Here is a 14,166-nt window from a genome sequence, read left to right as displayed (position 1 = left end):
CCCCCCCCCCCACCAACGTGTCCGAAATGGCCACATACCATGACCATCACTTTCGGTCTGGACCCAATCACCTCAGCTCACTTGAGCTTCATTCTACGCTGCTGGTGAACCCAATCGACGATGTCGCCATCCGGCGCATAACCGCTTACGGTCTCGCGTAGCAATTGGCGTACCTTAGGGTAGTCATGCACTTCTATCGCGGACAGCAGATCTCTGAGCACCCCTTTCAGTACATCCCATTCGAGATAGTCTTCAGAAGCACTCATAATCATTGGATGCTGGGTGGGGGCAACGTTATCGCCGATCAACAACTCTTCATAGAGTTTCTCGCCTGGCCGAAGTCCACTGAACTCAATAGAAATATCGCCGTGCGGGTTTTTCTCGGAACGAACACTCAGCCCAGAAAGATTGATCATTTTTTCAGCCAACTCCACGATCTTGACCGGCTCGCCCATATCCAGAACGAACACGTCGCCGCCCAAGCCCATCGATCCTGCCTGAATGACAAGTTGTGCAGCTTCGGGAATGGTCATGAAGTATCGGGTAATTTTCGGATGCGTCACTGTCAGGGGGCCACCTGACTTGATCTGTTTGTGAAAAAGCGGAATGACTGAGCCTGAGGAACCCAATACATTACCAAAACGTACCATCGTGAAGCGCGTTTTGTTAGCCGTGCCTACAGCGGTTAAATCACCGTGCAATTGCGGATTTTCTTCACGACTAAGCGCTTGCAGTATCAGTTCGGCCAACCGCTTTGTACTGCCCATCACATTAGTAGGACGCACCGCTTTGTCCGTTGAAATGAGTACGAAATTTTGGACTTCGGCCTTGAGTGCCGCCTGCGCCGCACTCAAAGTACCCATCACATTGTTAAGTATGCCTTCAGCGATATTGTGCTCGACCATCGGCACATGTTTATAGGCCGCAGCGTGATAGACAGTATTTACGCACCAAGACTTCATGAGGCTGGACAGCTGACCTTCGTTGCGCACAGACCCTAAAATCGGAAGTAACAACACAGACAGCGACTCACGGGAGACGCGCTGCTCCAACTCGGAAAGAATACTGTATAAGTTGAACTCGCTGTGTTCAAACAACAGCAGTGTAGAAGGACGCAGCGACAGTATCTGCCGGCACAACTCAGACCCTATCGAGCCGCCTGCGCCAGTCACGAGCACTACTTGGCCTTTGATACAATGTTCGAGCAATTCCCCTTGGGCCGGAACCGCGTCACGTCCCAGCAAGTCGGCAATATCCACCTCTTGGATATCGTCGACCTTAACCCGTCCGCTGGCGAGATCCATAAATCCCGGAACACTACGAACATGCAACGGAAAGCCCTCCAGAAACCCCAGGATTTCCCGGCGACGGCCTCTGTTGGATGACGGGATTGCCAAGAGAATTTCCTGGGCGCCCGTTGCATCAATCATCCTTTGGATGTGTTTGGACTTATAAACCTGCAAGCCAGAAATAACACGATCGGAAATGCTGACATCGTCATCAATAAAGGCGACAGGCCGCATCACACGCCCCATCCGTAATGCCGCAACCAACTGATTCCCTGCGGCGCCTGCACCATAAATCGCAACCCGTGGCAGGCCATTGTCGCGACTGGTGAATGGCACATGCTGAGCAGCAGAGAACCAGTCGCCCAAGAAGAACTGCCGCATGGCGAGTCTCAACCCCCCGACCATTATCAGGCTCAACCACCAGTAATTGAAGATAATAGAGCGAGGCACGACATTTTGGTGGTTGCTGTACCAGTACACAACGACACCCAATATCAGCGCTGACAGGCTCACGGCTTTGATGATAGCTATCAGCGCGTCATTGCCAAAGTAACGCATAACCGCTCTGTACATGCCAAAACGTATATAGAGCGGTACAGCCACAATCGGCGCACACAGAAAAAGCCAGGTATGGGCAACCAAGGGGTTAACAAAATCCTCTACACCCAATCGTACAATGAACGACAGCCAGAGCGCAGCCCACACAAGTAATACATCTACAGAAACTTGAATAAGCCGTTTTTGCCGCCGTGGCAGATCAACTAAAAATGCACGAACCCTATCCATACCTACCTCTAAAGCACCGCATTGTTCAAAAAAACAGTCGCTCGATATTTCAAATACGCTCCATCCTATCGACAGAGCAACAAATGTTATTTGCTGGCTTCCAACGCACCTGCTCTGAACCTCCAGGCTAACAATATCAATGGCGCGTACGCGATGATCAGCGCGACGATACCATCAAGCTGCTTAGTCGCGACCAAGCAAGCTAAAGGCAACAACCATAGAACGTTAATGAGGGCAACAGCTACAGTTACGGGAATGTGCGATTTAAATTCGCGGGAAGCGAATTGATAGGCATGGCTGCGATGCGCCTCATATAGTTTGTCACCGCGCAGAATACGCCGACACAGCGTGAAAGTGGCATCGACAATAAACACGCCCAGAAGAATCAACCACCCCCAGAAAAGATCAAACGACATCCACGCGCCCTGTATCGCCAGGACACCCAAGGATATGCCGAGGAAGCCGCTCCCAGCATCGCCCATGAAAATTCGGGCCTTGGGAAAATTCCAATACAAAAAGCCAGCCACCGCAAAACCAAGAAGCAACGGTACCCAGGCGATGACGGGCGTTGCGCAGAGCCAGTAGAGCAAGGCTGCGCCGAAGCAGGTGGTGATGGCCTCAACACTTGCCAGGCCATTAATTCCATCCATGAAATTGTAAAGGTTGAGCATCCACACCAGGTAGAACGCAGCCAGTATGTGGGCGAACCAGCCTAAATCCACCACATAGCCAAAAGCCTCGACAGGGGGCAGGCCGTGACTCCATATCAGTACCCAGACAGCAGCGGTGAAATGACTCAATAAGCGCCAGCGGGCTGGAATATGCCCATGGTCATCGAGGAAACCGACGATCGCAACCATCAGACCAGCGCCGAATAGCGCCATGAATGCGTCAAAAGAAAGTACACCCCCGATCCAGAGCATGGGAAGGAACGCGAGAAAGCTCGAGACGATCGCTACCCCTCCTCCCCGCGGCGTTGGGACGACATGGGAGCTACGTCCATTCGGGAGATCAATGAGATTGTTGTTAAGAGCGTAGCGGCGCAGAGCCCCTGTGAGCACCAGCGCCAAAATCAGAATGGCGGGAAACAACCAAAATAATGTCATTCAAATTTACTCTCGAGATAAGCGTTGGCCGTTTTTTTGAGGGACGCATCGAGAGTGACAGGAGGCAACCAACCCAACAGCTGATGATTTTTCGAAATGTCCACTTGCAGTGAACCGAATAGCCGGGTTGCAACCCCTTTCTTGCCAACAAGCGTGGCCAAAAACGTCAATAATTTTACTGGAAACGGGACCAACACAGCCTTAGTTCCAACCGAGTGCGCGACTTTACGTAAAAGCTCTGTGGTGGACACATCGTTGCCATCACTCACCAAAAAAATCTGGTTGGCTGCGGCAGGATGCACCATACAGGTTTTGATCAAGTCGACCAAATTGTCCAAAGCAACAAGGCTGCGCTTATTGTTGACCGAACCCAGCGGCAACGGAATGGATACTCCCTTCGCCAGGAACGCCATCATATTTCGGAAATTCGCCTTCACACCTGGCCCGTAGACGAGAACTGGTCTGATGATCACAATCTCCATACCAGTACTTTTGGAAAGGGCCAATAAACCATTTTCAGCTTCCAGCTTGGAAACGCCATACGGGTCTGCCGGGGCAGGAGAATCATCTGCCGTGAAAGGCCTGCCGGGAAGGGTGAACTCGCCGTTTACCTTGATTGAACTGATGAATACGAAGCGCCGTACCCCGGAAGCCGCAGCCTGGCGCGCCAGGTTCAACGTACCGTCCACGTTGACCTTACGAAACTCTGCCACAGGATCTGTGCTGTTATCGTTCATCACATGCACGCGAGCAGCAGCGTGAACAACCACATCAACATCCTGGGTGAAAGATTCCCAGCGCGCATCGCCACCCAGATCGCCCATGGCGATGTACTCGACACCAGGGTGCTCGGCCACACCGATATTGCGAGCGCAGGCGCGTATCTGATAGCTTGCGCTACCAACTAAAGAGTCCAAAAGAGCCCGCCCTACAAAACCGGAAACGCCCGTCAGCAGCACGACTTTCTTAGTGCCTTCCATAATCCACCAGACCTATAAATACAAAAATTTCAAACGAGATAACTCATCAAACGCTGATTAACAATGTCAGCGTCAAATTTGTCCTGCGCAATCGCATGGCTTGCCAGCCCCATTTGGACTATATCGTCTGGATGTTTGATAAGATGGATCATCTTGTCAGCGAGTTCTTCCGCTGACCAAGGTGCAACCAAGTACCCATTGACGCCGTCCACCACAGTGTCCTTACAACCGGGTACATTCGTGGTCAGGATCGCACGGCCAATTGCCATTGCTTCCTGAGTGCTCCGGGGGACGCCTTCACGGTAATAAGATGGGAGAACAAAGACACTGGCGTCGGAGACCCAGCTGACAACATCAGATACGTGACCCGGATGCTCTATCACGCCTTCCATCTTCAGTCGCTCTAAGTCATGCGCCTTCAGCCCACCTGGATTCGACTCGTCAATACCCCCAAGCATCACGAATCGTGCTTCCGGGAATTGTTCTTTCACAATCCGCGCCGACTCAATAAATATATGCACACCCTTTTCCGCCAAGAGTCGTCCGACAAATATGAAGCTCACGGGAGACACAGGAGGCCGGGAATAGGGATAGTCACTCAATTTCAAGCCGATACCACCGAGCACCGAAACCTTATTGACCCTCAGCCGATACTTATCAACCAAATCAATCTGGTCATCTTTGTTCAAGAGGATCAGTCGCTCAAGAAACGGAAATGCCATCCGGTAAAGTGAAACTTGAACCCACTTTAACAGTTTGCGTTTAAACCCCATCCCCTCAGGGAGCTCGGTAAAGACGTAGCCGAGGCCTTCCAACATTCCGACCCTGCGCTTGACACCTGCCAACACAGCCGCGAACGTACCGAATATCACAGGCTTTGCAAAATATGAAAAAACCATGTCTGGCGCGATGGAGCGAAGAGTTCTGGATAATTTCAGTGTCGAGGCAAGGTCATTTAACGGGTTTAAACCCGCTCGGCTAATGTGGTAATCCATCGGGATACCGCCCAACGCCCTGACGCCCTCGCGACTTGCACTTTCGTAGTCCAGGGCGAATGCGTAAACAACGTGGCCTTGCTCCGACATCGCACGGATTAGATCAGCACGAAAGCCCAACACACAGGCAGCAGTAGTTCCTATCAAGGCAATTTTCATTTGGACTGATATCCGTCCGGATTACTCTGTAACCATCTCCAAGTATCCCGCATCATATCCTCAAGATTCAATTCCGCACGCCACCCTAGATCTCTAAACGCCTTCGCGGGGTCAGACCAACATTCGGCAATATCCCCCGGCCTGCGCTCACACAATTTGTGGGAGACTTTCACCCCTGAAACTTTTTCAAATGCAGCTATCACTTGCAGGACAGAATAGCCCACGCCAGTTCCTAAGTTCCAAGCATGTAAGCCGGTATTATCTGCTATATACCGCACTGCGCTGACGTGGCCGTTCGCCAAGTCAGTAACATGAATGTAATCGCGTACGCCCGTTCCATCACATGTTGGATAATCACTACCGTAGATGGACAAATAGGGGAGCTTACCGGTTACAACTTTACTGATATACGGCAGTAAATTATTAGGCGTGCCATTTGGGTTTTCCCCAATCAGCCCGCTGGGATGGGCCCCCACAGGGTTGAAGTATCGAAGTGTCGCTATCGCCCATCGATCATCGGCGCGAACCAGGTCCTCAAGTACCTGCTCAACAATAAGCTTGGAACGACCGTAGGGGCTTTTGGGCGCACCAATGGGATACTCCTCAGAAATAGGCATGACGTCTGGCTCGCCATACACTGTTGCCGACGAACTGAACACGAGCCTGAACACGCCCGCGGCCGCCATGGCAGAAAATAGTGAAAGGCTGCCCGTAACGTTAGTTTGGTAGTATGCAAGGGGGTCTTTAACGCTGTCCCCTACGGCTTTCAATCCAGCAAAATGGATTACTGCGTCGAATTTATGCTCGCGAAAAAGAGTAGCGAGGAGTGCCTCGTCCAAAATGTCGCCAAGGACAAATAATGGCTCGCGTCCAGTTATTTGGGCAATCCGGACCAAGGAAACCTCGGAGCTATTAGCCAGGTTGTCAAGCACGACAACGTCCCAACCGACGCCCAGTAACTCGACCACCGTGTGGGAGGCGATGTAGCCAGCACCTCCAGTTACTAATATCTTCACAACTTCGTCTCCAACAGCCCTTCACGACCGCATGAATATAAAATGATTGAGAGCCTGACACCCGCTCTACTGATGTTTACTAGATACAGAATGAGGCTGTCTAGCCTCCATTGGAAAAGTCGATAAAATGATAAGGCATGAACGGAGAGGGCCCAACCCCCTCCTCGGCTACGAAATTCCTGTAGCCACTCGCCGCGCTCAAAATGCCCGCCACAATGAAAGCGAGCTTGATTGTTGTGTCAAAATTCAAAGCGAGACGGCTATAGGTCAAAAGAATCGCAACGGGAAAGGCGAAGGATATCAAATCCAAAAATCGCAAACCAGCATACGACACCGCTGACACCAACCAAAAAGAAATGGTGAAGCCAGCGCCTAACACTATGAGTTTGGTTTTTTCCGCATTTGGAAGTTTTGAAAAGAACAACGCTGCCACAAACAGCAACAATACCGCGACCTTACTCAGTCCCGACAGCGGGTTGGGGGACTCTGAATCCTGATAAGACAGCAATTTGGCGAGAAAGTAGTCACCATTCAAACTCAACAAAAACAACAGCGCACATACCACAACTGGGACAACCAAGACATTACTTGTCTTCAGCCACCGAGACCACGACGCCCAGATAAATAGCAACGACACCAGTGACGAGTAATGAAACAACAGCGCAGATACCGCCAGCACCACTCCAGATTTATACCTAAACTGACGCACGTTCTGCGTGGCCAGCAACACCAACATTGCCGCCAGCCCAATGCGCAACCCGTTCATGCTGTACTGATAAACAAAGGTCGGCAAAATATAGGCGATGAGTAAAAAACGTTCGTTCTTGTCAGCACGAGCCAAGTACAGAAACAGCATCACAAAAATCAGAAAACTGAGCACCCTTACTGCGACGACGCCTGAGTCTGAAACATACAATAACGCTTTACCCAATAATACGAAACCCGGCTCCATCCCCCCCCAGACATAGTCCGCCGAAAAGCCTTCAACGATCAACTCATAGTTCGCCGTGTCTGTACCTACGGCACCGCGCATGACCGAAAACACCATAAACACAATCAAAGATATTGCGATAAAGAGGCGCGTCCTGTTACCCGCCAACCCGGTCAGGAAAAACATGAGATACAACGTTCCCCAGCCAATTAGATATATCATTCCAGGCTTTTTCCCAACTTAACCTTAAGCACTCTGCGCATATAACGCACGAACGACCACCCTTTCAGAAGACGCCGACGGACCGGCCCAATTCGACCCTCACGAAAAAGATGGTCATAGACATCCAACTCCCCCTTTTCCATTGCCCACATATTACTGCTTAGCCCGGCATGCCCATAAATGGGCTTGTGGCAAAACGTCAAGGGCAACTCAAGTGAATAGCCGCGAGCGCCACTTCCCAGCAACTCGCACCACAGCAGGTAGTCCTCGCAGAACCTCTTATCCGTGGAAAAACGATAAGCCACATCTTTCCTGATCATGACCGAGGGCGTTGAGAACCTATTGGATTTCAACAAATCCGCGAAGGTGACCTGATAGAACCCCGCTTGCGCAGCGTTATAAACATGATGCGGCATCGACTCCGAACTCAGCGTCTCACAGATCTGTCCGGTTAGCGTCACCTCTGGATTTTCCAGCATCCAGCCATACTGAAGCTCTATTTTTTGTGGGTGCCAACTATCATCGGAGTCTAGAAACGCAATATAGGGCTGCGACGCCATTTCCCATGCCGTGTTGCGAGCCGCTGCGGGTCCTGCGTTTTTTTTCAACGCGCAAACCCGCACCCAGTTCTCCGGGTACTCCGTGACCAATGACTGAAGAAAGTCTAGAGTGCCGTCCGGACTTGCATCATCGACCAACAATACCTCGACGGGTCTCAGCGTCTGGGCAAACACTGAATCAAGCGCACGCCGAATCGTTGCCTTGCAGCGATAACAAGGAATCACAACGCTGACGTTAGCAGACGCGGCGCTACGGGCGCCCTTTTCAAACAGCATGTTATGGCTCACACCTTCGCAATTATCAAATAATAGAAGTTCACGAATTCGACTCAGGAAACCTGATCTTCGAGCCACGCGCATCTAAGACTTCACGCAGTTTTTCGCTGCCGATCAATGTGGTGTTGAGCTGGTCAAAAACCTCGACATTCTTCTCGACGTATCGCGCACGAACCCGGTTGATTATCCTGGACACACCCCATAAAAATTCTGAGCACACCGAAGATACCAACTGTGCTGCAATCTTCAAAACACCAAATTCTGCGCAAGCTGCCTTCAGCGAAGTCAATGTATGCTTATACGAGCCTGGAAAATAAACGAAACACTTCAATAACAGCCTGCCAAAATTCGGGTTCAGATTTTTACCGCCCTGGGACTGAACTCGCTCGACAGCCTTAAGCAGAGAATACGACCACACCGTGGGAACCGAATAAAATTCGGGTATTCGTGCATCCCACACCAAATTTTTGAACGGCGCAATATGAGCATTATCTCTTAATGCTCCGTAGTGCCCGCCCGTTACACTCTTGCCAGAAGTGCTTTGACCCGAGGCGCCTGGTACGATAACCGGATAATCGACCAACACGCACGAGGTGGACTCAGTGGCGATCAGTAATGAACTGTAGATATCAGGACTGACACCGCCAAACAGCGCGCCATACTTCCCTTCAATCCTCTTGGCCAATGCGTTTGAAATCATACCGGCATATGCACGCGGCATTCCAAATACACCACCGCCAAAATTATCCAGAGCGTAATTGACCGATGCTTTGACATCGTGTCGAACCACATCACCTGTGAAGGGGCTCAGATGCAGCGTGCCAAAATAGGAATCGCCACGGGTTGAATGCTTGAAATCATTCCAGTAGTACAACGCAGGGAAGTTGAATTTCAGCGCATCAACATCGTGCTTTTTAGCCCAATGGGCAACATCAATTATTTCCTTCGCGACAAAATCATCATCGCCGATGAAAACTAAATAATCACCATCTGCCGACTGCAACCCAAGGTTAAAGTTATCGACCACACTGATGCCCTCAGTTGAACGGACCAACTTCAAGCGTGCTTCTGGATAGAAACCTTTAAAGGCTTCTGATATTTCGTCAACCGGGCTCGAGTCGCAAACCACTACTTGAATTTCTTCCGACAGATCCAATATGGATCGGATTGACGGAATCGCGTAGCGCGCCCGATTATGCGTAGGGATAATGACGCTCAGAATACTCATACTATTGACCGAGGCTGCGCTGAATATAGGACAATGTCATGAGCAACTTCTTAATATCTTCGCCCTTCAACAACTCTGTATTGTGCGACGTATAGTCGTCAATTGCGTTTGCCTCGGGCTGACCTTCGATAATAAATTTATCATAGTTCAGGTCGCGATTGTCCGCTGGAATTCGATAGTAACGCCCCATGTCTTTGGCTTTGGCCATCTCTTCTCGAGACACCAGAGACTCATAGAGTTTTTCGCCGTGTCGAGTACCGATAATATTAACCGGCACCTGGCTATTAAAAAGCTCCTTCAACGCGTTCGTCAGATCACCGATGGTGCTGGCCGGCGCCTTCTGCACGAAGATATCACCCTGCTCGCCATGTTCGAACGCATGCAATACCAAGTCCACGGAGTCTTCAAGACTCATGAGGAAGCGGGTCATGTTCGGGTCAGTTACCGTCAGAGGGACACCCGCTTTGATTTTATCCACGAACAACGGAATAACCGAGCCACGGGATGCCATTACGTTACCGTAACGGGTCGCACACAACACAGGGCCGCCGTCGCGGACTGTTCGAGACTTTGCGATCAGGACCTTCTCGCCCATCGCCTTGGAAATACCCATAGCGTTAATCGGGTAGACTGCTTTATCTGTACTCAGCAAAACAACGCGCTGTACTTTGTTATCGATCGCCGCATTGAGCACGTTCTCTGTACCGATGATATTGGTCAATACAGCTTCCATCGGGTAAAACTCACAGGACGGCACTTGCTTCAGCGCGGCTGCGTGAAATACGTAATCGACCCCGGCCATTGCCCGACTGATGCTTTCGTAATTTCTTACATCGCCAATGTGAAATTTCACCTTGGGATTGTTCAGCGCAATCCGCATGTCTTCCTGCTTCTTCTCATCGCGACTGAACACGATGATCTCTTTAACCGCGGTGTCGAGAAAACGCTTCAGGACAGTATTGCCAAATGAGCCTGTACCACCGGTGATCATCAAAACCTTATTGTCAAACATACCTTCACCAATCAAACCAAGAAGAAAAACAGCAGCGCTACCACCGCTACAAACAACAGCACTGCTGAAGAAACCAATAGCGCCGAAACTCTCGCGTACCCTTTTACCTCAGGCAGGGTCATCGCCCTGACCCACGAAACCATAGTCGATGACGCATGGTAGGCCGAGTACACATAACAGATCGCTTTTACGTCGCCTGCGGAGGCAGCCAATATCGTCATGACCAGCGTGGCGATCGTCAAAAAGCCCGACATGGTCGCCTGAAACCTGAAGTCTTTGGCATAGATTAACAGGCTATAAGGGATAAATCCGAAAGCCCCAATTGCAACACCGGGTAAAAGTATCGCGAGATAGGCTGAAATCAGCTCGTTATTGGCTCCTGGCCCCACCCACAGCGTGATGAGGGGATCACGGAACCACCAGAGCACAAAGGTCGGTAGCGCGGTCACTACGAAGACCGAGATGCCGAACCTGATAATTATCTTACGCGCGTCACTGCTCACTCCGCTAGCTGCTGTGCGCAGCATGATCGGTTGAAAATACTGGCTGACCGGCCCTGCGAGAATCGAAATCGGGGCCATGCAAAGCAAGCTCGCGAGGTAATAGGGCGCGACACTGGCAGCTGAAGTAAAAAATGAAATGATTGGTTTGTCGAGCTGCGTCACCGCGGCACCCGCCGCGGAGAAGATAACCAGCGCGCCACCGGCCTTCGTGAGATTGAATGCGTCGGAAAAGGATGGCCAATCAGTCTTTTGGACCCCGAGTGCTGTGCCCGACAGATCTTTTATCAAGAACACTCGAGACACCCACCAATGAATAATCGTAGTTACCAGTTGGGTGTATATGAACACATCCAGGGTCGCTGAAAACACGTACATTGCGATGACAGTCAAGGCCGCTCTCAGCGACACGCCTATCACCTGCAAAGCGCTACCCGATATATATTGCCTGTTGGCGATCAGCATCGAATAGTAAAGATTTTGCAGCACCAGGAACCAAAACAGCAGGACTACCGCAAGGATCGCCCCCCAGCTGATGCCCAGCTCCGCAATAAACAGCTTGACGCCTACCGCGACAAAAAACAAAAACCCATAAAATCCAGCGAGACTAAGCTCCGCACTTCTAAGCAACTTGATTAAGGGGGATTTATCTTGGCCGGATACAGAAACCTCCCTCCCCAGCAGCGTTGACATGCCCAAGTCCATCATCACCAAAAGTGCTTGAAAGGACAAAATCACCGCAATGCTGCCAAATTGGCTCGCACCGAGCATGCGGCTATAAATAGGTAAAAAAACAAAAGCTACCAATAGGCTGGATGATCGCCCAGCGTACAGCATCAGCATCCTGCTAATAACGGACATATTCATCATTTTGTACAATCGGTCATAGTATCCACAGCGCCGCTCAGTGCCCCCTTCAAAGACGCTGTGATCGTCAGTAGGTCATCCTCGTCGAGCCACCAACCACACGGCACACCTATTATATGCTGCTGAAGAAAATCGGTATTCGGCAGATATTGCGGCGCCGCGTCAAACCCGCTGTAGGTGTCGTTTCTTTGATGAATACTTGAAACCATGACTCCGGACTGCTTGAGCCGGCGAATCAGTTCATCTCTTTTTTCAACAAAAAACAGCAATACCCAATAGGCGGATTGGTCACCCTCTAACACAGGCACAGGTGTCAAACCGTCAATATCTCTGGTTAACCCCAGCAACGCTTGGGCATTAGCCTGTGTGGCGGCCTGCCGAGACTGCAAGGATGCCATCTGAGCATATCCCAAAGCCGCGCACATATTATTCAGCGTCATGCTCCAGCCAATTTCCGGCACATCCGAGCTGCTATTTATCTCACCAATAGCTGATCGGAAAGTGCTGAAGTCGATACCAAAGCGCCGTAACTTGCGCGCTCTATTCGCCATATCAATACTTCGGCATGCTAGCGCGCCACCTTCAGTGGTATTGATCTGTCGGTTTGGATAAAACGAATAAATGGCAAAGTCACCGTAAGCGCCAACCGGTAACGAAGCGTGCGTCGCTGACACAGCGTTATCACAATCTTCTATCAAGACAATATTATGTTTCTTGCATATTTCTGCTATTTTACGGGCTGGCCCAGGATAGCCAGCAACATGATACAAAATAACCGCTCTAGTCTTAGCCGTGATCTTCGACTCGAGGTCTGCAACGTCCATGGTAACCGAGCGCGGACTGACATCCACCCAGACAGGAACCGCTCTGCTCTGTGCAATCGCCGAGTTGGTGGAGAGACACGCAAACGCCGTGGTGAGTACCTCGTCTCCATCTTTTACACCAGCCAAATGCAGGGCGAGGTATAAAGCCGTCGTCATATCAATGGTGGAAACTACGTGGGGTAAGCCGGCAATTTTTTCCATCTCGGACTCAAACTTTGCCACCCACTCTCCGCCCGCGATTCTTCCGGAGCGTAAAACTTCCACAGCAGCTTGCTCCATTTCAGGGAGCACGACTGAGTTATACAGAGGAACGTTGTTAGGCATAGTCAAATCTCTAATCAGCCGCGTTTCAAGGCCGTAACAATTTTCTCACGATCCTCATCCGAGACCCACCAACCGCAGGGCACATGAATCAATTTTTTATAAAAAGCATCCAATTGTGGCATCGGCCTCACGAACTCTTTGAATACCGAATGAAAGTGATTGGGACGGTGCAGCTTCGACGCCATTACGCGCTCTTCAGCCAAGATACGCTCAACATCATCCGAGTCATCCGCTAGCAGCGTGTAAAGCCAGTAGGCAGACTGTGCGTTGGCTTCATACTTAGCTGGCTGGAGTCCAGGGATACCCTGTAATGCCTGATCCAGGTATTGGCCGTTAGCTTGATGCCGCTTCAATAGCGGCGTTATATATTCAAGTTGCTTGAGCCCGATAACGGCCGCCACGTTATGCATGTTGTATTTGTAACCCACGCGCGTGATATCGACTTCGGTGCGAGGCACGCCCTTGGCCAATCCAAACCAACGCAAGCGACGTGCCTCTTGAATTTTTGCAGCATCCTTCACCACCAAGGCACCGCCGTCCACGGTGGTCATGTGCTTGATCGCTTGAAAGGAGAAGATCGAATAATCACCAATTGTCCCAATGGACTGATTTCCATAAGACGCTCCCAGTGCATGGGCGCAATCTTCGATCAGAGACAGTCCGTGACGATCGGCTATGGATCGCAGCTCATTCAACCGCGCAGGATATCCGGCGTAATGGACAACACAAATAGCTTTTGTACTCTCTGTAATCAGGGCTTCCACTGCCGAGGGATCAAGGTTACCTGTCAGGCTGTCAACGTCTGCAAAAATTGGCTTGGCACCCATTTGCAGAATTGTCGTATTCGTCGGCTCAGCTGTCATAGAGGTGGTGATGACCTCATCTCCAGGCTCGATGCCGCTAAGCAGCATAGCCAAGTGCAAGGCTGCAGTACCGCTGCTCGTAGCCACTACATTCTGGAGACCAAACAATTGCGCAAATGCCGCTTCGAATTGATAAACAAACTCGCCCTCGCCAATCATTCCGCTATAGAGCACCGCTTCCAAGGCGGGCATCAGTACCTCTTTAGGAGGCATCGCGACCTTAACGAT

General features: G+C 50.8%; 12 protein-coding genes. All 12 read right to left on the bottom strand.

Going from position 1 to position 14,166, the window contains the following annotated elements:
* Positions 1–77: 77 nt before the first annotated feature.
* Complete coding sequence (locus E3O56_RS11025; protein ID WP_122733236.1) at positions 78–2,075, bottom strand: nucleoside-diphosphate sugar epimerase/dehydratase; 1,998 nt, start codon at positions 2,073–2,075, stop codon at positions 78–80.
* 86 nt (positions 2,076–2,161) lie between these two features.
* A complete protein-coding gene (locus tag E3O56_RS11020; RefSeq protein WP_216090929.1) occupies positions 2,162–3,181 on the bottom strand; it encodes a glycosyltransferase family 4 protein in 1,020 nt (339 codons plus the stop codon).
* Positions 3,178–4,161 carry an SDR family oxidoreductase gene (locus E3O56_RS11015; protein ID WP_148852318.1) on the bottom strand — a complete coding sequence of 328 codons (984 nt, stop codon included), beginning with the start codon at positions 4,159–4,161 and terminating at the stop codon, positions 3,178–3,180. The genes E3O56_RS11020 and E3O56_RS11015 overlap by 4 nt, the downstream gene beginning before the upstream one ends.
* Positions 4,162–4,190: 29 nt before the next feature.
* A complete protein-coding gene (locus tag E3O56_RS11010; RefSeq protein WP_248128210.1) occupies positions 4,191–5,315 on the bottom strand; it encodes a glycosyltransferase family 4 protein in 1,125 nt (374 codons plus the stop codon).
* The gene (gene galE, locus E3O56_RS11005) at positions 5,312–6,331 is read right to left on the bottom strand and encodes a UDP-glucose 4-epimerase GalE (RefSeq protein WP_216090928.1); all 1,020 of its coding nucleotides are present in this window, start codon (positions 6,329–6,331) and stop codon (positions 5,312–5,314) included. Before galE ends, E3O56_RS11010 begins: the two co-directional genes overlap by 4 nt.
* 100 nt (positions 6,332–6,431) lie before the next feature.
* Positions 6,432–7,448: an EpsG family protein gene (locus E3O56_RS11000; RefSeq protein WP_187432750.1), complete on the bottom strand. Its 1,017-nt coding sequence runs from the start codon at positions 7,446–7,448 to the stop codon at positions 6,432–6,434.
* A 32-nt stretch (positions 7,449–7,480) separates the two neighbouring features.
* A complete protein-coding gene (locus tag E3O56_RS10995; protein WP_216090927.1) occupies positions 7,481–8,320 on the bottom strand; it encodes a glycosyltransferase family 2 protein in 840 nt (279 codons plus the stop codon).
* A 40-nt stretch (positions 8,321–8,360) separates the two neighbouring features.
* A complete protein-coding gene (locus E3O56_RS10990; RefSeq protein WP_148852323.1) occupies positions 8,361–9,548 on the bottom strand; it encodes a glycosyltransferase family A protein in 1,188 nt (395 codons plus the stop codon).
* 1 nt (position 9,549) lies between these two features.
* A complete protein-coding gene (locus E3O56_RS10985) occupies positions 9,550–10,560 on the bottom strand; it encodes a polysaccharide biosynthesis protein (protein WP_122733244.1) in 1,011 nt (336 codons plus the stop codon).
* Between the two features lie 11 nt (positions 10,561–10,571).
* Complete coding sequence (locus E3O56_RS10980) at positions 10,572–11,921, bottom strand: oligosaccharide flippase family protein (RefSeq protein ID WP_248090841.1); 1,350 nt, start codon at positions 11,919–11,921, stop codon at positions 10,572–10,574.
* Positions 11,922–11,926: 5 nt separating this feature from the next.
* Entirely contained in the window at positions 11,927–13,075 is a 1,149-nt protein-coding gene (locus E3O56_RS10975; RefSeq protein WP_248128209.1) for a DegT/DnrJ/EryC1/StrS family aminotransferase, read from the bottom strand.
* Positions 13,076–13,089: 14 nt separating this feature from the next.
* Entirely contained in the window at positions 13,090–14,130 is a 1,041-nt protein-coding gene (locus E3O56_RS10970; protein ID WP_206362127.1) for a DegT/DnrJ/EryC1/StrS family aminotransferase, read from the bottom strand.
* Positions 14,131–14,166: the final 36 nt, after the last annotated feature.

Source organism: Pseudomonas sp. W2Aug9, assembly GCF_023127755.1.
GTDB lineage: Bacteria > Pseudomonadota > Gammaproteobacteria > Pseudomonadales > Pseudomonadaceae > Aquipseudomonas > Aquipseudomonas synxantha_A.
This window is presented reverse-complemented; position numbering and strand designations above follow the sequence as displayed.

Bases quoted from the DNA above. Each gene is read 5' to 3' on its own strand.
- E3O56_RS10975 (WP_248128209.1), bottom strand. From the start codon at position 13,075: ATGCCTAACAACGTTCCTCTGTATAACTCAGTCGTGCTCCCTGAAATG.
- E3O56_RS11010 (WP_248128210.1), bottom strand. From the start codon at position 5,315: ATGAAAATTGCCTTGATAGGAACTACTGCTGCCTGTGTGTTGGGCTTT.
- E3O56_RS11025 (WP_122733236.1), bottom strand. From the start codon at position 2,075: ATGGATAGGGTTCGTGCATTTTTAGTTGATCTGCCACGGCGGCAAAAA.
- E3O56_RS10985 (WP_122733244.1), bottom strand. From the start codon at position 10,560: ATGTTTGACAATAAGGTTTTGATGATCACCGGTGGTACAGGCTCATTT.
- E3O56_RS10995 (WP_216090927.1), bottom strand. From the start codon at position 8,320: ATGCTGTTTGAAAAGGGCGCCCGTAGCGCCGCGTCTGCTAACGTCAGC.
- E3O56_RS11015 (WP_148852318.1), bottom strand. From the start codon at position 4,161: ATGGAAGGCACTAAGAAAGTCGTGCTGCTGACGGGCGTTTCCGGTTTT.
- E3O56_RS10980 (WP_248090841.1), bottom strand. From the start codon at position 11,921: ATGTCCGTTATTAGCAGGATGCTGATGCTGTACGCTGGGCGATCATCC.
- E3O56_RS11020 (WP_216090929.1), bottom strand. From the start codon at position 3,181: ATGACATTATTTTGGTTGTTTCCCGCCATTCTGATTTTGGCGCTGGTG.
- E3O56_RS11000 (WP_187432750.1), bottom strand. From the start codon at position 7,448: ATGTTTTTCCTGACCGGGTTGGCGGGTAACAGGACGCGCCTCTTTATC.
- E3O56_RS10970 (WP_206362127.1), bottom strand. From the start codon at position 14,130: ATGCCCGCCTTGGAAGCGGTGCTCTATAGCGGAATGATTGGCGAGGGC.
- E3O56_RS10990 (WP_148852323.1), bottom strand. From the start codon at position 9,548: ATGAGTATTCTGAGCGTCATTATCCCTACGCATAATCGGGCGCGCTAC.